Source organism: Dyella lutea (assembly GCF_024158035.1).
In the GTDB taxonomy this organism is placed as follows: Bacteria; Pseudomonadota; Gammaproteobacteria; order Xanthomonadales; family Rhodanobacteraceae; genus Dyella_A; species Dyella_A lutea.
The window spans coordinates 517315-535905 of record NZ_JAMZEK010000003.1; the positions used below are offsets into that span (position 1 = coordinate 517315).

The window sequence follows — 18591 nt, forward strand, 5'->3', positions numbered from 1 at the left end:
CCTCAGTGATGCAGCAGGACGGGCAGCGAGGCGTGCCACAACACATGCCGCGTGGCACCGCCGAGCACCCATTCGCTGAACCGGCTGCGACCGAACGCCCCCATCACCAGCAGGTCGGCGTCGAACCGGCGCGCATGCTCCAGCAGCGCCTCGCCGACCTCCTGGCCGGTCGTGGTCAGGTCCTGCGAACGCGGCTGGATGCCGTGCCGGAGCAGATAGCCGTCGATGTCGAAGGGCGGCTTCCAGACCACGTCGTGGTGAGGCTCCCTCGGCAATCCGCGCACCAGCAGCACCTCCTCGGCCCGCTGCAGCAACGGCAGGGCCGCGTGCACGGCCCGGACAACCTCGGGTGCGCCGTTCCAAGCGATCGCGATGCGGGCCAGCGAGACACCGCCGACCGGTCGTGGCGGCACCACGACGCACGGCACGCCGACCTGCAGGACCAGTCCGGCGATGTCTTCCGGCTTCGACCAGGTGCGGTCGTCGTCGCGTTCCAGGACCAGCAGGTCGTGCCAGCAGGCGATCTGCGCCAGGGCGTCGGCCAGGTTGCCCTGCGCGACCATCCAGCTGGCCTGCCCAACGCCCAGGCTGGCCGCCCAGTCCACGAACGCCTCGCGGGCACCAAGTGCGCTCGCCTCGAGGATCCGCGACATGTCCGTAAGCGTCTCGATCACGTCGGGCGTGCCGAACTCCGGCGTCGCGTACAGCGGCGAGGGGTAGACATAGACCCCGGTCACCGCGGCCTGGACCAGTGCGGCCAGTCGCACGCCGTACTGCGCATCGCGGGACCAGCTGTCGAAGCGGGCGGTGTTGACGAGAATGTCGTGCATGGCAGGCTCTCCCTGTCCACCGTCGTACGACGGTGCCCGGCTCGCACCGTGGGCCAGTTCGTCGTGCCGCTTGGTGATCCAGATCAAGGTTGCGGTGCGGGTCGATCCCGCTCCGAGGATGACCTGGATCAAACCGACCGGCGCCGGCCCACGCATGCTGGCGACCGCCCGGCTCCCCGTGCGGTCGGTATGCGAGGTGCGTGAGGTGCGCGACATCGTCGTCCACAGTCCGGACTTCCGGCATTGGCAGGCCGGCGTGCGCTATGCGGCCGAGCTCGCCGCGGACCTCCATGCCGGGCTGGTCGGCCTCTACGCCGCCACGGCGTGCACATCGGTGGCCGGGCCGCCGCAACTGGTGCAGGAAGCCCTTGCCTATGCACAGGACGAACTGCAGCAGGCGATGCTGGCCGGCCCTGCCTTTGCCAGCTGGGCAGCGACGCTTGGGGTACACCAGGCCCGTTGGCAGGTGGCGCTGGGGACGGTGGCCGACGCGCTGGTACAGGCCGGTCACTGGAACGATGTGGTGGTTCTGCAGGGCCACGCAACGCCCGCTTCCGCCGAGGAGCGGCCGTTGCTGGAGGTCCTGCTGTCGGGTACCTCCTGCATCCTGGTTCCCGGGACGGGCGTCTCGCCCGGCCAGGTGATGCGCGCCGTGGTGGCGTGGGACGGCAGCCCCGCATCGAATCGCGCCCTGCATGGTGCGTTGCCGCTGCTGGTTGCGGCCGATTCGGTCCGTCTGCTCGCCGCTGCGCCGCCATACGCCCGTGGCCGCACCCGGTTCGATCCCCTGGACCATCTGCGCAGGCATGGCGTGCGGGTCACCCGTGTGGAAACCCTGGAGGAGACCGGCGAGGCCGCCGGCGAGCAACTGCTGGCTTGTGCTGCCGGAGATCGTGCGGACCTGCTGGTGCTGGGTGCCAGCGGCTGCCGGCGCCCCGGTGGATGCAGCTTCGGTGCTACTACCCGGGCGGTGCTGACGCGCAGCCACCTGCCGCTGTTCCTCCGCCACTGAGCGCTCACCGCACACCTTGACCGGCATCAATGGGGCGGCCTGCCGCAGGCGCTAGCGTGATCCGACCGACCGCGCCGCGGAGGCGGCATGAAACGCGATCGCCCGATCAATGCCTGGTACTTCGTCGCCGCCCTGCTCACGGTGGTGGCGCTGCAGTTCCTGTTCGCGGGCAGCGCCGTCGAAACGGTGCCCTACAGCCGCTTTCAGGCCGAACTCAAGGCCGGCGACATCGCCGAGGTGACCGTCTCCGGCGACAGCATCCGGGGCAGCTATCGCCAGCCGGCCGCGGATGGACGGCCGCGCCGGTTCCAGACCACCCGAGTTGCGCCCGAGCTGGCCAAGGCACTGTCCGATGCCGGGATCACCTACAGCGGCAAGGCATCGCCGGGCTGGGGCGAGCGCATGCTCACCTGGCTGCTGCCGCCGCTGCTGTTCGTCGGCATGTGGCTGCTGCTGATGCAACGCATGCCGGGCAGCGGACGAAGCAGCGCTCTGTCGATCGGCAAGAGCAAGGTGAAGATCTACCTGGAGAAGTCGATCGCCACCACCTTCGACGACGTCGCCGGCGTGGACGAGGCGAAGGAGGAGCTGCGCGAGGTGATCGCGTTCCTGAAGGATCCCGTCGGCTACGGCCGGCTCGGCGCACACGTGCCCAAGGGCGTGCTGCTGGTCGGCCCGCCGGGTACCGGCAAGACCCTGCTCGCCCGCGCGGTGGCCGGCGAGGCGGGGGTGCCGTTCCTGTCGATCAGCGGCTCGGAGTTCGTCGAACTGTTTGTCGGCGTCGGTGCCGCCCGCGTGCGCGACCTGTTCTCCCAGGCCGGCGAACATGCCCCGTGCATCATCTTCATCGACGAGCTGGACGCGCTGGGACGTGCCCGCGGCGCAGCGCCGGTGAGCGGCGGGCAGGACGAGAAGGAGCAGACGCTCAACCAACTGCTCACCGAGCTGGACGGTTTCGACGTGCACAGCGGCGTGGTGCTGCTGGCGGCCACCAACCGGCCGGAAATCCTCGATCCGGCCCTGCTCCGCGCCGGGCGCTTCGATCGCCAGATCCTGGTGGACCGGCCGGATCGGCCCGGGCGCCTGGCGATCCTGCGCGTGCACGCGCGCAAGCTGAAGCTGGACGCGGACGTGTCGCTGGATGACGTGGCCGCGCTCACCGCCGGCATGACCGGCGCCGACCTCGCCAACCTGCTCAACGAGGCCACCCTGCTCGCGACCCGGCGCGGCGCCGGGGCCGTGGAGCCGGCCGATCTTACCGGCGCCATCGAGCGCGTGGTGGCCGGCCTGGAGAAAAAGACCCGGGTGCTCAGCCCGCGCGAGCGTCGCACCGTCGCATACCACGAGACCGGCCATGCGCTGGTGGCGATGGCCCTGCCCGGCAGCGACCCGGTGCAGAAGGTATCGATCATCCCCCGCGGCATCAGCGGGCTCGGCTACACCCTCCAGCGCCCGACCGAAGACCGCTTCCTGATGTCGCGCGACGAGCTGGCCGACAGGATGACCGTCTTGCTCGGCGGCCGCGCGGCCGAGATGCTGGCGCTCGGCGACATGTCCACCGGCGCCGCCGACGACCTGGCCCGGGCGACCGGCATCGCGCGCGGCATGGTGACCCACTACGGCATGGCCCCCGAGCTCGGCCAGATCACCTACGAGGAAGAAGCCGGGCCCCTGCTCGGCTACCCGCTGGATGCCTGGCAGCCTCGCCGCTACAGCGAGGCCAGCGCGGCGGCGATCGACCGGGCGGTGCGCGAGCTGGTCGAGCAAGCCTTCATGCGGGCCCGCGCGATCCTCGTGCGCGACCGCGACGCGCTGGAACGGGTCGCCGAGGCGCTGCTCGCCCGGGAAACCCTGTCCGGTGCCGAACTGGCCACCATGGCCGCCCCGCCCGTGGCGCCCACCGGATCGGAGGACGTCGGCCATCCCCCGCTCGCAGCGCGGGGATGATCTGGATCAAACCGCCTGTCGCGTGCCGTTCGAGCATGGGCGACACCATCCATCCCGCGGAGTCCCGCCATGAGTTTCGTGATCGAAGTGAGTTTCCTCGACATGCCGCCATCGAAGGCGCTTCACGAGGACATCTCGCGCCACGCGCTGCAACTGCAGCACTTCGCCCCGACCCTCGCCGACTGCCGGGTGACGGTCCGTCACAGCGAGATGCGCCATCACCAGGGCAACCACTTCCACGTACTGGCACGGGTCAGCCTGCCCGGCGGCGGCCAGTTCGAGGCCGGCCGGGAGACCGGTAACGACACCCATGCCGATGCCTACGTGGCGGTGCGCGACACCTTCGCCGCGCTGCGTCGCCAGTTGCAGGACTTCATGCGCATCCGCCGTGGCGACGTGAAACACCACGATCGCCCGGATGCGCGATGAGCTCGCCTGCCGGGCGATTGATGCAGGTCAAGCCGCATCGCCCGGGCGCGCCTAGCATGGAGCCACCACATCGCTTGGCCCAAGGGGCGGGAGACACCATGACGACAACCTGGATTCTCGTGGCGGATGCGGCCCGGGCGCGGGTCTTCGAATCGGAGCGGCGCGGCGGTCCGTGGACGGTGGTGTCGTGCCTTGCCAATCCGGACGGAAGAGCGCCGGGCCGCGACGCCACCACCGAGCGTGCACCACGCACCATGGAGAGCGTCGGCTCGGCGCGGCATGCGATCGAACCGCACACGACGCTGCGCGACAAGAGCAGCGAGCGCTTCGCACGCATGCTGCGGGACGAGCTCGATCGCGGCTGCACCGAGCGTCGCTGCGAGCAGCTGGTGCTGGTGGCCCCGCCGCGTTTCCTCGGCACGCTGCACGGGGTGCTGGACAAGGCGCTGCGCGAACGGATCAGCGGCGAGCTGCAGAACGACTTCACCGCGCTGGAGGAACCAGATGTCCGCGAGCGCGTGATGCGCGAACTGCCGGTCTGAACGAGCCGGACGGACGCACCGCATGCGGCGGTGCGTCCGCGGCGCATGGCGCATTCATTTCACCGCGATGCGCTGGCTGCTTCCATTCGGCTTCTTCGGCAAGGTCAGCGTGAGCACGCCACCCTCGTAGCGGGCCTCGGCCTTGCTGCTGTCGACTTCGGCCGGCAGGCTGAAGGCGCGGAACACGCGTCCGACGTAGCGTTCGTTCACCAGCGCATGCTCGTTCTCCTTCTTTTCGCTGCTGTGCCTGGCTTCGGCGCTGATTGCCACCTGGCCGCCGTCCACCGAGATCTCGATGTCGTTCTTGTCGACGCCGGGAATATCGGCCTTGACCACGTAGGCCTCGTCTTTTTCGGACACGTCCAGGCGCATCTCCGGGATCATGTCCACGTCGCGCCAGAACGCCCGGCTGGCCATCGGACGGAACACGTCGTCGAAGGCGCCGAGCGGAAAGCCGGCGAGCGGATCGATGCGGGCGGGACTCTTGAAGGGGTTCCAGTGTGTGAGGGTGCTCATGGTGGTTCCTCCGGGTTGGGCGATGGCGCAACGGCTCGGGTCACGCCAGCAGGCAATCTGCGTCCGCCGCAGCGGTGTGGTGTTGATTCCGGTCAAGCTTGCGTAGCGGGGGAATCACATCTTCACTGCTGCCGATCCGGCGCGTCGGGTGTACCGTTCACGGGTTGCTCCGTCGCCCGCTGCCCGCGGGTGCCCCTGCCGTCCCGCCGGCGTCCGCCGCTTCCCGGAGGTCAGACTGCATGTCCCAGCGCAAGCCACCCCAGCCGCCCACGGGCGATGCCCCCGCTCCCGCCGTGTCGATCAGCCGGCGAGGCTTCCTGCAGATGGTCGGCGTCACCGGTGCGGCCTCCACCCTGGGCCTGGGCGGCCACGCCCTGGCGGCGACCGCGATGGCGCACCTGCCGCCGGACGTGCCGGGCAAGGACGGTGACGGCACGGTCACCGTGAAGCTCACCGTCAACGGCCAGCCGCGCACGCTCACCGTCGATCCGCGCACCACCCTGCTCGACGCGCTGCGCGAGCACCTCGCGCTCACCGGCACCAAGAAGGGCTGCGACCATGGCCAGTGCGGCGCCTGCACGGTGCACGTCAACGGCCGCCGGGTGAACGCCTGCCTCAGCCTGCTGGCGATGCACGAGGGCGACAGCATCACCACCATCGAGGGGCTCGGCGCACCCGGGCGGCTGCACCCGATGCAGCAGGCCTTCCTCGACCACGACGGCTACCAGTGCGGCTACTGCACCTCCGGCCAGATCATGTCGGCGGTGGCGATGCTGGACGAACCGTGGGCCGCCGACGACACGGCCATGAAGGAGGCGATGGCCGGCAACATCTGCCGCTGCGGCGCCTATCCGAACATCCACGCCGCGATCCGGCAGGTCCGCAAGGGCTGAGGGAGCACACCATGCAGGCCTTCACCTTCCTCCGCGCCACCGACGCCCGCCAGGCGATCGACGCCGGCGCGCGTTCCCCCACCGCCCAGCAGGGCGCCAGCGTGCGCTTCGTCGCCGGCGGCACCACCCTGCTCGACCTGATGAAGCTGCACGTGGAAATGCCGCAGCAGGTGGTGGACATCAACCACCTGCCGCTGGACCGCATCGAGCGCACCCACGACGGCGGCCTGAAGATCGGCGCGCTGGCGCGCAACAGCGACGTGGCCAACCACGCCGAGGTGCAGCGCGACTACGCGGTGCTGTCGCAGGCGCTGCTCGCCGGCGCGTCGGCGCAGCTGCGCAACATGGCCACCACCGGCGGCAACCTGCTGCAGCGCACGCGCTGCATGTACTTCCGCGACGAGCACATGCCGTGCAACAAGCGCCAGCCCGGCAGCGGCTGCCCGGCGATCGGCGGCGCCAACCGCACGCTGGCGATCCTGGGCACCAGCGACCACTGCATCGCCACCAACCCCAGCGACCAGAACGTGGCGCTGGCCGCGCTGGAGGCACGCATCGCGATCCACGGCGCGCAGGGCGAGCGCATCGTGCCGATCGCGGATTTCTTCCTGCTGCCGGGCGACACGCCCGACCGCGAGACGGTGATGCAGCCGGGCGACCTGATCACCCACGTGCTGCTGCCGCCGCCGAAGGCCGGCACGCGCTCGCACTATCTCAAGCTGCGCGACCGCGCCTCGTACGAGTTCGCGCTGGCCTCGGCCGCGGTGGTGCTGGGCGTGGACGGCGGGCGCATCCATCACGCCCGCGTGGCGCTGGGCGGGGTCGGCACGCGCCCATGGCGCGCGCCCGAAGCCGAGCAAGCCCTGCTCGGCCGGCCCGCCACGCCGGCCAGCTTCGCCGCGGCCGCGACCGCGGCGCTGCGCGACGCCCACGCGCAGAGCGAGAACGGCTTCAAGGTGGAGCTGGCCCGCCGCTGCCTGGTGCACGCCCTCACCACCGTGGCCACCGCCTGAGCGCCCCGCGAGGAGAACCGACCATGTCCCCCGACGCCACCTCCGCCCGGCCCGCCATCGGCGCTTCCATCCCGCGCGTGGACGGCCCGCTGAAGGTCAGCGGCCGCGCCACCTACAGTTCCGATCATCACTTCCCCGGCCTGCTCTATGCGGTACCGGTAGGCGCGACCGTCGCCCGCGGCGAAGTCGCCAGCATCGACGACTCCGCCGCCGCGGCCATGCCCGGCGTGCGCAAGGTCTACACCCGCGCCAACCTCGGCACGTTCTACAAACCCGGCAAGTCCGGGACCATCGACGAAAGCCGGCCGCCGTTCGAGGACGACACCGTCCACTACTACGGCCAGTACGTGGCGCTGGTGGTGGCCGACACCTTCGAGCAGGCCACCGCCGCGGCCCGCGCGGTGAAGGTGGACTACCGCAACGTGGTCGCGCCGGACGTGCGCATGCAGCTCACCGCCGAGGAGAACCAGACCACCGACTCCGAGCGCGGCCAGGTCGATGCCGCGCTGGCCAGCGCCCCGGTGACGGTCGACCAGACCTACACCACGCCGCCGGAAACCCACAATCCGATCGAGCTGCACGCCAGCGTGGCGGTGTGGGACGGCAAGGCGTTCACGCTGTACGAGACCACCCAGTCGATCATGAACCACCGCGCCGTGATGGCGCAGATGCTGGGCGTGCCGAAGGAGAACGTGCGCATCGTCACCGAGTTCCTCGGCTCCGGCTTCGGCGGCAAGCTGTGGCCCTGGCCGCATGCCCTGCTCGCCGCCGCCGCCGCGCGCGACTTGGGCAAGCCGGTCAAGCTGGTGGTGACGCGCCAGATGATGTTCCACAACGTCGGCCACCGCACCAACACCCAGCAGCGCGTGCGGCTGGGCGCGAACCACGACGGCAAGCTGATCGCGCTGCGCCAGGACTTCATCTACCGCACCTCGCGCATCGACGACTCCAAGGAAGACTGCGGCGAGGTCACCGCCTTTCTCTACTCCACGCCCAACCTCAAGGTCACCAGCGCCCGCGCCCGCCGCGACATCGCGCCGAACACCGCCATGCGCGGCCCCGGTGCGGTGCCGGGCCTGTTCGCGATCGAGTCGGCGATGGACGAGCTGGCGCTGGCGCTGAAGATCGATCCGGTGGAACTGCGTCTGCGCAACGAGCCGGAAATCGACGAGAGCCTCGGCATCCCGTTCTCCTCGCGCCATATGAAGGAGTGCCTGACTCGCGGCGCCGAGCGCTTCGGCTGGGCGCGGCGCAATCCGGCGATCGGCTCGATGCGGCACGACGGCGTGGTGCTCGGCTGGGGCATGGCCGCCTGCGCGTGGATGGCGCAGCGGCTCGACGCCGAGGTGTCGCTGCTGCTCAACGCCGACGGCAGCGTGCGCGTGGCCAGCGGCACGCAGGACATCGGCACCGGCACCTACACCATGCTGGCGCAGATGGTGGCGCACGACCTGGGCGTGCCGATCGAGCGCATCCAGGTGGTGATTGGCGACAGTGCGCTGCCGCCGGGGCCGCTCTCCGGCGGCTCGATGGTCACCGGCTCGCTGGTGCCGGCGGTGGCGCAGGCCGCGGCCGGCGCGGTGAAGCAATTGCTGGACACCGCCGCCGGCCACGGGCCGTTCGCCGGGGCGAAAGCCGGGCAGCTCGCCTTCACCGAGGGCCGCGTGCACCTGCGCAGCGGCACGCCGGCCGATGGCGTGCCGTTCGCCGACATCCTGAAGCAGGCGCGGCTGGCGCACGTCGAAGGCAAGGGCAAGTCGCGCAACACCTTCGGCGACAAGGAGGCGAAGAAGTTTTCCATGCACTCCTACGGCGCGCACTTCGTCGAGGTGACCTGGGAGCCGGCCATCGCCCGGCTGCGGGTCAGCCGCGTGGTCACCGCGATCGATGCCGGGCGCATCCTCAACCCGCTCACCGGGCGCAACCAGATCGAGGGCGCGATCGCGATGGGCGTGGGCATGGCGCTGTTCGAGGACACCCATTACGAACCGCTGCACGGCAAGGCGATCAACAGCAACCTGGCCGACTACATCATGACCACCCACGCCGACATGCCGGACGTCGACGTACTGTTCCTCGACTACCCGGACACGAAGCTCAATGCGCTCGGCGCCCGCGGCATCGGCGAGATCGGCCTGGCCGGCGTGGCCCCGGCGATCGCCAACGCGGTGCATCACGCCACCGGCGTGCGCGCGCGCGACCTGCCGGTGAAGATCGAGGACCTGCTGGCCTCGCACGTGGTCTAGCACCGCGCTCCGGCCACGGCGGGCCGCCGCCCGCCGTGGCGTACCCCTGCCCCACTCCAGGATTCCCGCCCGATGCATCTGCCGACGGATTCCGTCCCCCGATGAATTCGCCGCACGAACTGGCCCTGCTGATCGACGCCCTGCACGCACTGCACGGCGACGCCCATCCGCGCGCCGCGCTCGCCACGCTGACCCGCACGCGCGGCTCCACCTTCCGCCGGCCCGGCACGCACATGCTGGTGTTGGAGGACGGCCGGCTGGTCTGCGAGCTGTCCGGCGGCTGCCCGCAGCGCGACATCGAGCTGCGCGCCCGCGAGGCCATCGCCAGTGGCCAGCCGCGCCTGCTGCACTACAACGCCGACTCCGGTCTGGACGTGCTGATGGAGATGGGCTGCGGCGGCGAGCTGGAGATCCTCATCGAGCCGCTGCTGTCGCCCGGCGCCACCGACTTTGCCGCACCGCTGGCGCGCTGCATGGAATCGCGCGCCTCCGCGCGGCTGGCGACGCTGCTCGCCGTGGACGGCCAGGTGCTGGAACCGCGCCGCCTGCTTAGCTGCGACGGCGAGGTGTGCTTCGACGGCACCGGTGACGAGGCATGGCGAGCGGCACTGGCCGCCGCCTGTGCGGACTGGCCCGGACGCGGCGCGGGCACGCACCGGCTGGCCACGCCGCGCGGCGAGCTGGACGTGTTGGTAGAGGCGATCGATCCGCCGCACGCGCTGGTGGTGGTGGGCTCCAGTGCGGCGGCCCGTGCGCTGCTGCCGGTATCCGGCGCGCTGGGGTGGCGGACCACCCTGGTCGACAGCGATCCCGACCGGCTTAGCCGCCACGAGCCGCTGCCCGGCCTGAGCAGCCTCTGCACCACGCCGGACGGCCTGCGCGAAGCGCTGCCGCTGGACCGGCATACCTCGGTCGTGGTGATCACCCACAACCTCGAACAGGACATCGCCTGGCTGGCCGCGCTGCGCGATGCGCCGGTCGCCTATGTCGGCGCACTGGGATCGCGCGAGCGGGTCGCCCGCATGCGGCATGCCCACGAACTGGCCGGGCTGCGCCTGCACGCGCCAGCAGGGCTGGACATCGGTTCGGAAACGCCGGAGGAGATCGCGCTCGCGGTGGCCGCCGAGATCATGGCCGTGCTCAACGGACGCGGCGGCGGACCGCTGCGCGACAACGACGGCGCCATCCACGGATGAACGCCGCCGACGGCACACCGGTGATCCTGCTGCTGGCCGCCGGCGAAGGCGCCCGCTTCGGCGGCATCAAGCAACTGGCTGAGGTCGACGGCGAGCCGATGATCCGTCGCAGCGCCCGCCAGGCGCTGGCCTGCGGCGTGCCGGTGCGGGTGCTGCTCGGCGCCCATGCCGACGCGGTAGCGCAGGTGCTGGTCGATCTGCCGCTCGAGCTGCATGTCCATCCGGACTGGGCCCGGGGCATGGGCGACTCGCTGGCCGCTGGCGTGCGCGAGGTGCAGGTGCGGCATCCGCACGCCAGTGGCGTGCTGGTGGCGCTGGCCGACCAGCCCTGGATCGGCCCGCGGCTGCTGCCTGCGCTGCTCGAGGCCCACGCACGCTCGCCGCGGCGGATCATCGCTACCACCCTCGACGGCCGCGCCGGACCACCCGTCCTGTTCCCCCGCGACGACTTCGCCGCGCTCGCCGCACTCAGCGGGGCGCACGGCGCCCGCGCGCTGCTGCAGCGCGAGGCCGCCCGCGTGATCCTGCTCGACCCGCGCGATCATGACGCCGACCTGCTCGACATCGATACGCCGCACGACCTGGCCCGAGCCACCCACCCGCCCGCCAACACGACGGACCGCCCGTGAACCCCACACCGACGTCGCCACCCACCCGCCACTGGTTGAACCGCACCGTCGCCGGCGCCGGCCTCACCAGCGCGCTGGGCGATTTCTGCTACGAGACGACCACGGTGATCCTGCCCGGCTTCCTCGCCGTGCTCGGCATTCCGGCCGCCGCGCTGGGGCTGATCGAGGGCGCCGCCGATGCGCTGGCCAGCTTCACCAAGATGGTCGCCGGCCACCTCGCCGATCGGCTCGGCCACCGCAAGGCGCTGGTGGTTGCCGGCTACGCGCTGACGCCAGTGGGCCAGATGCTGATCGCGCTGGCCGCCGGATGGCCGCTGCTGCTCGCCGGCCGGCTGGTATCCTGGTTCGGCAAGGGACTGCGCGGGCCGCTGCGCGACGCCATCGTGGTGCAGGCGGTGAGTGAGACCACCCGCGGCCGCGCCTTCGGGTTTCACCGGGCCGCCGACACGCTGGGCGCGGTGGCCGGTCCGCTGCTGGGCGTCGCCCTGCTCGGCTGGGCGCGCGGGCTGGACGGCGGCGATCCGGCCTGGCCATTCCGGCTGGTGCTGTGGCTGTCGCTGGTCCCGGGCGTGCTGGCGGTGCTGGCATTCCTGCTGCTGGTGCGCGATCCGGGCGAATCGCCCAATCCCGGGCTGCGGCTGATGCGCTCGCTGCGCGAGCTGCCGGCCCGCTTCAAGCGCTACCTCGCCGCGATCGGCCTGTTCGGCGTCGGCGACTTCTCGCACAGCCTGCTGATCCTCGCCGCAACCACCCTGCTGGCGCCGTCGCTTGGCGTGGTGGAAGCCGCGCAGGTGGCCGGCCTGCTGTACGTGGGCCGCAACGTGGTGCAGGTGCTGGCCTCGTTTCCGATCGGCGCGCTGGCGGACCGCGTCGGCCACCGGCCCGTGCTGGTGGCTGGCTACGCGCTGGGGGCGCTGACCGGCGGACTGATGGCGCTTGCGATGCTTCGGCAGGTGCACAGCGTGGCGCTGCTCGCCGGGGTGTTCGTGGTCGCCGGTCTCTACACCGCGGTGCAGGAGGCGCTGGAATCGACCGTCACCGCCTCGATGGTGCCGGCCGACCGGCTGTCCACCAGCTACGGCGCGCTGGGCACGGTGAACGGCGCGGCCAAGTTCGTCTCCAGCGCGGCGGTGGGGCTGGCCTGGAGCCTGCACTCGCCCGCCGCCGGCTTCGCGCTCGCCGCCGGCCTGATGCTGGCCGGCACGCTGGCGATGCTGCGCACGCGCTGAGCCGGGACGGTTGTCCGGCAGCGGGAATCGTCGTTATATAGCCAGGTTAATAACGACGTCCGGCATCGCCATGCGCGCTTTTCCTACCCGCCGTCTCACCGCCCTGCTGCTGGCGCTTGCCGCCCTCGGGAGCGCCCGCGCGGACGACCTGGTGGTGTCGGCCGCCTCCAGCCTGACCAATGCCTTCCAGGCCGTCGCCAAAAGCTACGAGGCCGCCCATCCTGGCACCCACGTGGTGCTGAACTTCGCCTCCTCCGACACCTTGCTGCGGCAGATCCTCAATGGCGCGCCGGCCGACGTGTACGCCTCGGCCGACCAGGTGGCGATGGACCGCGCGCAGTCGCAGGGTGCCATCGTGCCCGGCACACGGGTCGACTTCGCCGGCAACCAGCTGGTGGTGATCGTGCCGACAGGAACCCGCACCCACCTCACCGCGCTCGCCGACCTGGCCGGACCGGGATTCAAGCGCATCGCCTGGGGCAACCCGGCATCGGTGCCGGTGGGACGCTACACGCAGCGCGTCCTGCACGACGCCGGCCTGAGCGGTCAGTTGGCGCCGCGGGCAGTACTGGCGCAAAACGTGCGGCAGTGCCTGGACTATGTCGTGCGCGACGAGGTCGATGCCGGCTTCGTCTACGCCACCGACGCCGCCATCGCCGGCGACAAGGTGAAGGTGGCGCTGCGCCTGCCCACGCCCACGCCGATCACCTACCCCATCGCCGTCGTCGCGCATTCGGCTCGTGCCAGCGAGGCGCGGTCCTTCATCGATTTCGTGCGCTCGGCCGCCGGCCAGCAGGCGATGGCCCGCTTCGGCTTCCTGGCACCCTGACGCCGTGCGACCGGAGATCTGGCAGCCACTGCTGCTGTCGCTGAAGGTCGCGCTGTGGGCGACCGGGATCAATCTCGTGCTTGGCGTCACCGTGGCCTACGGGTTGTCGCGCTGGCGCTCGCGGCTCAACGCCACCGTCGACGCGCTGCTGACCCTGCCGCTGGTGCTGCCACCGACCGTGCTGGGCTACTACCTGCTGGTGCTGCTCGGGCGACGCGGCCTGATCGGCGGCTGGCTCGACGACCTGGGCCTCAACCCCGTGTTCACCTGGCAGGGCGCAGTGATCGCCGCCACGCTGGCCGCCTTCCCGCTGGTGCAGAAGGCGGCACGGGCTGCGTTCGAAGGTGTGGACGTGCAACTGGAGGACGCGGCGAAAGTGCTGGGCCTGAAGCCGCTGGCGGTATTCGTGCGGGTGTCGCTGCCACTGGCCATGCGCGGCATCGTCGCCGGCGCCCTGCTCGCCTTCGCCCGGGCGCTGGGCGAGTTCGGCGCCACGCTGATGATCGCCGGCAACCTGCCCGGCCGCACGCAGACGCTGTCGGTAGCGATCTATTCGGCGATCGAGGCGGGCGACGACGCCGGCGCCAACCTGCTGGTGCTGGTCGCCTCGCTCACCTGCGTGACGGCGCTGCTGGTCGCCAGCCGGCTGACCCGCGAACGCACCCCGCGGAGGGCCGCCTGATGCGCCTGGACATCGCCATCCAGCGCCGGCTGGACGACCCGCTACGCCCGTTCGCGCTCGACGTGGCGTTCCGCTCGGATGCCGGGCGGCTGGTGCTGTTCGGCCCCTCCGGCGCCGGCAAGAGCCTCACCCTGCGCGCCATCGCCGGCCTGCTGCGACCGGACCGCGGCCACGTCACCGTGGCCGGTCGCACCCTGTTCGATGACTTCCGCGACGTCGACGTGCCGGCTCGCGATCGCCAGGTCGGCTACGTGTTCCAGGACTACGCCCTGTTCCCGCACCTCACCGTGGCGCAGAACGTGGCGTTCGGCCTGCGAGCCGGCCTGCGCCAGCCGTCGCGGCGGCGCGTGCCCGAGGCCGCGCGCCGCTGGCTGGAAGCGTTCGAGATCGACGGCCTCGCCACGCGCTATCCCTCGCAGCTCTCCGGCGGTCAGCGCCAGCGCGTGGCACTGGCCCGCGCCCTGGCGCCGGAGCCGCGGCTGCTGCTGCTCGATGAGCCGTTTGCCGCACTGGACACCGCCCTGCGCGGCCGCCTGCGCGGCAGCCTCGTCGCGCTGCAGGAGCGGCTGGGCCTGCAGATGCTGATGATCACCCACGACCCGGCCGACGTCGAAGCGCTGGCGCAGCAGGTGCTGGAGATCCGCGACGGGCGCATCCATCCCGGCCCGCGCCCGGGCTGACCGGCTCAGCCGGTAGTGCCCAGCAGCACGCTGGATGCATCGATCACCGCGCGCGCCGGTCGCCCTTCGGCCAGCTGCAGCGCGTCGATCCGCTCCTGCGGCACCACCGCGATCAGCACGCCGCCGCCGTCCAGTTCGAGCCGCACCTCGGCATCCGCCGCGTCGCGATGGATCGCCACGACGAAGCCGTCCAGCCGGTTGCCGTCGACGGCATCGTCATCGGCCGGCACCAGGGTCACCGCCGGGGCCTTGATCAGGGCGATCGCCTCGGCACCCACGGTCAGCGCCAGTTCCTCCGTGCTCGCACGGGTGATGGTTACTTGCAGCGTCTGACCGCCAGGCAGACGCAGCCCGACCAGGTCATTGACCTCGCCGGGTTCGAGGGCGACGACGGTGCCGGCCAGCTGGTTGCGGGCGCTGGTGCGCAAGGCGAAGCGGCGCATCAGCTGGAGGTCGCGCGACGAGGCTTCGTCGAGGGCACCGAGCCGGGCCACGTAGCGTGCGTGCTCGGCGGCCACGACGCGGAATGCCTCGACCAGCCGCTGGCCACGCGGCGTCAGCGTGGTGCCGCCGCCGCGATGGCCGCCGGCGGCGCGCACCACCAGCGGCTCGTCGGCGAGGTTGTTCATCGCGTCGACGGCATCCCAGGCGCCCTTGTAGCTCATGCCCACCGCACGGGCGGCGGCACTGATGCTGCCGCTCTCGCCGATCGCCGCCAGCAACTCGATACGGTCCTGCCCGGCAACCTGCCGGTTGCCCGCATGCAACGACAGCATGCCCTTCAGTTCGAACATCGCCTGCCGACTCCGTGATTCCCGCCTGCGCCGCGGCCGAGTCTAGCCCCGGGGCGCATCCGTGCCACCACCGTCACCCGTTGCATCGCAGGAGTCGTTCCATGAACAGGCTGGCGCTCGCCGTCCCCCTGGCCCTCGCCGCCCCGCTGGCCCACGCCGCCGACCAGCCGTCGTACGACATCCGCGAGCACTGGCCCACGCATCTGGTGCTGGCCGACGGCACCGATCTCGGCGTCGCCTTCAAGTACCAGTACGACGTGGATCGCTTTTCCCGCGACAACGGTCGGCTGGCCGACGCGCAGACCAACCGCCGCAAGGAGCTCGGTGCCTACGTGCGCAGGAAGGGCGTGTACGACGCCATCGCGGTGTTCGACTTCCAGTCCAGGAACTGGCTCGACGTCTACGCCCGTGTGCAGACCAAGGCCCTATTCGGCACCGATGCGGGAGCCCTGCGCGCCGGCTACAGCAAGACGCCGGTCGGCCTGGAAGGCAACACCGGCACCGGTGCCACCACCTTCCTGGAAACCGCGCTGCCGACCCAGGCGATCTACGCCGGGCGTCGCATCGGCCTGGACTGGGCGCTCGCCCGCAAGCACTGGCTGGTGAATGCCGGCTACTACTGGGCCGGCGACCTGCAGGGCGGCTCCGACGGCCGCATGACCGCGCTGCGCGCTGCCTGGACGCCGCGCAACGCACCCGGCGACGTGCTGCACCTGGGCATATCCGCCTCGCGCGAAAATCCCCACGGCAGCACGGATGGCCGCGACATCTACACGCCGCCGGGCGCACGCCTGCGCGCGAAACCGGAAGCCGGCCTCACCACCGTGCGCCTGGTCGACTCCGGCACGCTGTCGCGGGTCGACCACATCGGCCGGACCGGCCTGGAAGCGCTGTGGATCGGCGGGCCGTGGTCGCTGCAGGGCGAATACCTCGACGCCCGCGTGCGGCTCGACGACGGCCGACCGACCTGCCACGGCCGCGGCTGGTACGCGTTCGGCAGCTGGGTGCTCACCGGCGAGTCGCGCAGCTACAAGGCCGGCACCGCCGGCGACGTGAAGCCGAAGGGTCCGAACGGCGCGGTGGAGCTGGCGCTGCGCTACAGCGAGCTGAACCTGGACGACGCGCCGGTGCTGGGCGGCGCGGAGCACAACTGGACGCTCGGCGCGAACTGGTACATCAACCGGTACCTGAAGCTGCAGGGCAACTATGTGCGTGCGCACAGCGATCGGCGCGGAGTGGTGGTGGATCCGGATATCGTCGAGGTGCGGGCGCAGATCGCGCTCTGATCGGGGAGGCCTGGTCGGACATCCCGCTTTTGCCGGGAGTGTCGGTCCAGTGAATCGCAACAGGCGTGATGGGTTGGCCGGAATTTCTCAGGCTCGCCTTTCGCGGTGGCGAGCTTTCGCCGTTTCGCGTTTGCCGTGAAAGCAACAGCGAAGAGCGTTTCGTTCTCCTGCGGAGACCGAGTCACTTTCTCTTGGATCGCCAAGAGAAAGTAACCACTGCGCCGCAGGAGCGGCGCGAACGACGAAGACGACAAGCAAAACTCTGCCCCACTCCAACCTACTCCGCCGCCATCGCCGCCAACCGCCCCACCGTATTCATGTTGCGCGCCGTCCCCTGGGCCGCCGCCTTGATCGCCAACCGCGAGTCGGCCATGCCGTCGCCGTAGTGCACGTAGATCTCCCGCCGCCCCAGCGCCAGCCGCTCGCCGGCCTGGCCGCGGACATCCGTCAGCGCGTCCTTCGGCGGCGGCGCGTCGAGGAAGATCGCCACCACGCGGTTGCCCGGTGCCTCCGGAAACGGATTGGCGGCGAGCACGCCGGCCATCTCCAGCGCGGTGCGGACCAGCACGCCGACCGGCTTGCCGGCGTAGGCGGCGAGCTGTCGCTCCAGCGCCGCCTTCACCGCGGCCTCGTCCAGCGCCGACGCGAACACCACGTTGCCGCTGGCGATGTAGGTGCGCACGCCGGCGAAACCGGCCGACTCGCACATGGCCTTCAGTTCGGCCATCGGCAGCTTGCCGGTGCCGCCGACGTTGACGGCGCGCAGCAGCGCCACATAGCGGTGAGTCATCGGGTCTGCCTCTTTCCGTGTGATGCGCGGATCGCGCGCGAGAAATCCTCGTCCGGCGCGGTGCGCCGGGCCTTCTCCGTGATGCGGGCGCGGGCGCGCTGCACGCCTTCCGGTTCGCCGGTGTCGATGGCGTCGTGGTCGCGAAGGTAGCCCTGCAGGTGGCCGGTGAGCAGCAGGCGGATGTCCATCGGCAGCCCGGGGTTGATCTGCCGCGCCATGCGGTAGACCAGCGTGGTGCAGTTGGATGTCACCGTGTTGTAGAACGCCGGCCGCTCGGCCAGCCGGTTGGCGGCCTCCACGTAGGAGAGGAACAGCCGGCGCATGGTCGGCCGCTCCAGCGTCATCGGGTAGAGGTAGTCGTCCTCGCCGCGCACGTTGGTGCGCACGCGCACGATGTCGTTTTCCTCGGCCGCCACCAGTACCGTCTCGAACTGCTTGAAGAAGCCGCCGATGCTGGAGAACGCCTCGCCCCGCTTCTTGCGGATCTCCACCGAGAACACCACGTGGCGGCCGTCGTCGAAGCCGAACGAGATCATCGCGTGGGCAATGGCCCGGCTGCCCCAGTAGGACAGGATCGCATCGGCCGACACCAGCCGGGCCAGGTCGTAGGTGCGGGTTTCCCAGCGCACGTCGTAGTCGTCGTCACTGCGCCAGGTGAAGTTGCGCACATCGGTGAGGGTGACCCGGTTGCCGTGCACCTCGCCGCGCATCAGCCGGGCGACGTCGTCGGCCCAGATGCGGTCGTTCGAGGGGCGGATCGAGCCCCACCACACCAGCAGCAGCGCGAAGGCGGCCAGGTAGACCCCGATCGGCCAGCCGCTGCGCCGCATCACCGCCATCGCCAACAGGCCCAACACCAGCACCGACCACAGCGCGCTGCCCAGCGCGCGGACCGCAGCACCACCGGGCAGGCGGTACCACAGTGCCAGCGTGCCCCACGTACCACTGGCCGCCAGCAGCAATCCGGTGAACACCGCAACCACGACATGCATCGCACGACGCAGCCGGGATGAACCGGGAAAAGGAGCGGACGTCGACGAGTCGATCA

Annotated in this window: 19 protein-coding genes; 14 read left to right on the top strand and 5 right to left on the bottom strand. The window is 71.1% G+C overall.

Annotated features, from left to right (window positions below; all coding sequences use genetic code 11):
• Positions 1–2: 2 nt before the first annotated feature.
• The gene (locus NC595_RS14565; RefSeq protein WP_253567632.1) at positions 3–830 is read right to left on the bottom strand and encodes a universal stress protein; all 828 of its coding nucleotides are present in this window, start codon (positions 828–830) and stop codon (positions 3–5) included.
• A gap of 118 nt (positions 831–948) precedes the next feature.
• Between NC595_RS14565 and NC595_RS14570 the strand changes: the two genes are divergently transcribed.
• The 4 genes from NC595_RS14570 (at position 949) to NC595_RS14585 (ending at position 4760) form a co-directional block, all read left to right on the top strand.
• The gene (locus NC595_RS14570) at positions 949–1842 is read left to right on the top strand and encodes a universal stress protein (protein ID WP_253567634.1); all 894 of its coding nucleotides are present in this window, start codon (positions 949–951) and stop codon (positions 1840–1842) included.
• Between the two features lie 87 nt (positions 1843–1929).
• A complete protein-coding gene (gene ftsH, locus NC595_RS14575) occupies positions 1930–3789 on the top strand; it encodes an ATP-dependent zinc metalloprotease FtsH (RefSeq protein WP_253567636.1) in 1860 nt (619 codons plus the stop codon).
• A 69-nt stretch (positions 3790–3858) separates the two neighbouring features.
• Complete coding sequence (locus tag NC595_RS14580; RefSeq protein WP_253567638.1) at positions 3859–4218, top strand: HPF/RaiA family ribosome-associated protein; 360 nt, start codon at positions 3859–3861, stop codon at positions 4216–4218.
• Between the two features lie 98 nt (positions 4219–4316).
• Positions 4317–4760: a host attachment protein gene (locus NC595_RS14585; protein WP_253567640.1), complete on the top strand. Its 444-nt coding sequence runs from the start codon at positions 4317–4319 to the stop codon at positions 4758–4760.
• 54 nt (positions 4761–4814) lie between these two features.
• On the opposite strand, the gene NC595_RS14590 is transcribed toward NC595_RS14585, so the two are convergent.
• Positions 4815–5276 (bottom strand): Hsp20/alpha crystallin family protein, encoded by a 462-nt coding sequence (locus tag NC595_RS14590; protein WP_253567642.1) that lies wholly within the window; start codon positions 5274–5276, stop codon positions 4815–4817.
• A 239-nt stretch (positions 5277–5515) separates the two neighbouring features.
• On the opposite strand from NC595_RS14590, the gene NC595_RS14595 reads away from it, so the two are divergent.
• The 9 genes from NC595_RS14595 (at position 5516) to NC595_RS14635 (ending at position 14673) form a co-directional block, all read left to right on the top strand.
• On the top strand, positions 5516–6169 hold the full coding sequence (locus NC595_RS14595; RefSeq protein ID WP_343214914.1) for a (2Fe-2S)-binding protein: 654 nt from the start codon (positions 5516–5518) through the stop codon (positions 6167–6169).
• An 11-nt stretch (positions 6170–6180) separates the two neighbouring features.
• On the top strand, positions 6181–7182 hold the full coding sequence (locus NC595_RS14600) for an FAD binding domain-containing protein (RefSeq protein WP_253567644.1): 1002 nt from the start codon (positions 6181–6183) through the stop codon (positions 7180–7182).
• 23 nt (positions 7183–7205) lie between these two features.
• Complete coding sequence (locus tag NC595_RS14605; protein ID WP_253567646.1) at positions 7206–9428, top strand: xanthine dehydrogenase family protein molybdopterin-binding subunit; 2223 nt, start codon at positions 7206–7208, stop codon at positions 9426–9428.
• 101 nt (positions 9429–9529) lie between these two features.
• Positions 9530–10624 carry an XdhC family protein gene (locus NC595_RS14610; protein WP_253567648.1) on the top strand — a complete coding sequence of 365 codons (1095 nt, stop codon included), beginning with the start codon at positions 9530–9532 and terminating at the stop codon, positions 10622–10624.
• Positions 10621–11253: a nucleotidyltransferase family protein gene (locus tag NC595_RS14615; RefSeq protein WP_253567658.1), complete on the top strand. Its 633-nt coding sequence runs from the start codon at positions 10621–10623 to the stop codon at positions 11251–11253. The genes NC595_RS14610 and NC595_RS14615 overlap by 4 nt, the downstream gene beginning before the upstream one ends.
• A complete protein-coding gene (locus tag NC595_RS14620; RefSeq protein WP_253567659.1) occupies positions 11250–12482 on the top strand; it encodes an MFS transporter in 1233 nt (410 codons plus the stop codon). The genes NC595_RS14615 and NC595_RS14620 overlap by 4 nt, the downstream gene beginning before the upstream one ends.
• Positions 12483–12552: 70 nt before the next feature.
• Positions 12553–13311, top strand: a complete 759-nt coding sequence (gene modA, locus NC595_RS14625) for a molybdate ABC transporter substrate-binding protein (RefSeq protein WP_253567662.1) — start codon at positions 12553–12555, stop codon at positions 13309–13311.
• A 4-nt stretch (positions 13312–13315) separates the two neighbouring features.
• A complete protein-coding gene (gene modB / locus NC595_RS14630) occupies positions 13316–13993 on the top strand; it encodes a molybdate ABC transporter permease subunit (RefSeq protein WP_253567664.1) in 678 nt (225 codons plus the stop codon).
• Complete coding sequence (locus NC595_RS14635; protein WP_253567666.1) at positions 13993–14673, top strand: sulfate/molybdate ABC transporter ATP-binding protein; 681 nt, start codon at positions 13993–13995, stop codon at positions 14671–14673. The genes modB and NC595_RS14635 overlap by 1 nt, the downstream gene beginning before the upstream one ends.
• A 5-nt stretch (positions 14674–14678) precedes the next feature.
• Here the strand turns inward: NC595_RS14635 and NC595_RS14640 are convergent, their stop codons facing one another.
• Positions 14679–15467: a TOBE domain-containing protein gene (locus NC595_RS14640; RefSeq protein ID WP_253567668.1), complete on the bottom strand. Its 789-nt coding sequence runs from the start codon at positions 15465–15467 to the stop codon at positions 14679–14681.
• 101 nt (positions 15468–15568) lie between these two features.
• On the opposite strand from NC595_RS14640, the gene NC595_RS14645 reads away from it, so the two are divergent.
• On the top strand, positions 15569–16753 hold the full coding sequence (locus tag NC595_RS14645; RefSeq protein WP_253567670.1) for an OprO/OprP family phosphate-selective porin: 1185 nt from the start codon (positions 15569–15571) through the stop codon (positions 16751–16753).
• A gap of 277 nt (positions 16754–17030) precedes the next feature.
• Here the strand turns inward: NC595_RS14645 and NC595_RS14650 are convergent, their stop codons facing one another.
• Complete coding sequence (locus tag NC595_RS14650; RefSeq protein WP_253567672.1) at positions 17031–17543, bottom strand: DUF1697 domain-containing protein; 513 nt, start codon at positions 17541–17543, stop codon at positions 17031–17033.
• On the bottom strand, positions 17540–18535 hold the full coding sequence (locus tag NC595_RS14655; RefSeq protein WP_253567674.1) for an Lnb N-terminal periplasmic domain-containing protein: 996 nt from the start codon (positions 18533–18535) through the stop codon (positions 17540–17542). The genes NC595_RS14650 and NC595_RS14655 overlap by 4 nt, the downstream gene beginning before the upstream one ends.
• Between the last annotated feature and the right edge of the window lie 56 nt (positions 18536–18591).

Coding starts and splice junctions, on each gene's coding strand:
- NC595_RS14600 (WP_253567644.1), top strand. CDS start 6,181: ATGCAGGCCTTCACCTTCCTCCGCGCCACCGACGCCCGCCAGGCGATC.
- NC595_RS14610 (WP_253567648.1), top strand. CDS start 9,530: ATGAATTCGCCGCACGAACTGGCCCTGCTGATCGACGCCCTGCACGCA.
- ftsH (WP_253567636.1), top strand. CDS start 1,930: ATGAAACGCGATCGCCCGATCAATGCCTGGTACTTCGTCGCCGCCCTG.
- NC595_RS14645 (WP_253567670.1), top strand. CDS start 15,569: ATGAACAGGCTGGCGCTCGCCGTCCCCCTGGCCCTCGCCGCCCCGCTG.
- modA (WP_253567662.1), top strand. CDS start 12,553: ATGCGCGCTTTTCCTACCCGCCGTCTCACCGCCCTGCTGCTGGCGCTT.
- NC595_RS14570 (WP_253567634.1), top strand. CDS start 949: ATGACCTGGATCAAACCGACCGGCGCCGGCCCACGCATGCTGGCGACC.
- NC595_RS14595 (WP_343214914.1), top strand. CDS start 5,516: ATGTCCCAGCGCAAGCCACCCCAGCCGCCCACGGGCGATGCCCCCGCT.
- NC595_RS14605 (WP_253567646.1), top strand. CDS start 7,206: ATGTCCCCCGACGCCACCTCCGCCCGGCCCGCCATCGGCGCTTCCATC.
- NC595_RS14640 (WP_253567668.1), bottom strand. CDS start 15,467: ATGTTCGAACTGAAGGGCATGCTGTCGTTGCATGCGGGCAACCGGCAG.
- NC595_RS14635 (WP_253567666.1), top strand. CDS start 13,993: ATGCGCCTGGACATCGCCATCCAGCGCCGGCTGGACGACCCGCTACGC.
- NC595_RS14585 (WP_253567640.1), top strand. CDS start 4,317: ATGACGACAACCTGGATTCTCGTGGCGGATGCGGCCCGGGCGCGGGTC.
- NC595_RS14650 (WP_253567672.1), bottom strand. CDS start 17,543: ATGACTCACCGCTATGTGGCGCTGCTGCGCGCCGTCAACGTCGGCGGC.
- NC595_RS14590 (WP_253567642.1), bottom strand. CDS start 5,276: ATGAGCACCCTCACACACTGGAACCCCTTCAAGAGTCCCGCCCGCATC.
- NC595_RS14615 (WP_253567658.1), top strand. CDS start 10,621: ATGAACGCCGCCGACGGCACACCGGTGATCCTGCTGCTGGCCGCCGGC.
- NC595_RS14580 (WP_253567638.1), top strand. CDS start 3,859: ATGAGTTTCGTGATCGAAGTGAGTTTCCTCGACATGCCGCCATCGAAG.
- NC595_RS14655 (WP_253567674.1), bottom strand. CDS start 18,535: ATGCATGTCGTGGTTGCGGTGTTCACCGGATTGCTGCTGGCGGCCAGT.
- NC595_RS14565 (WP_253567632.1), bottom strand. CDS start 830: ATGCACGACATTCTCGTCAACACCGCCCGCTTCGACAGCTGGTCCCGC.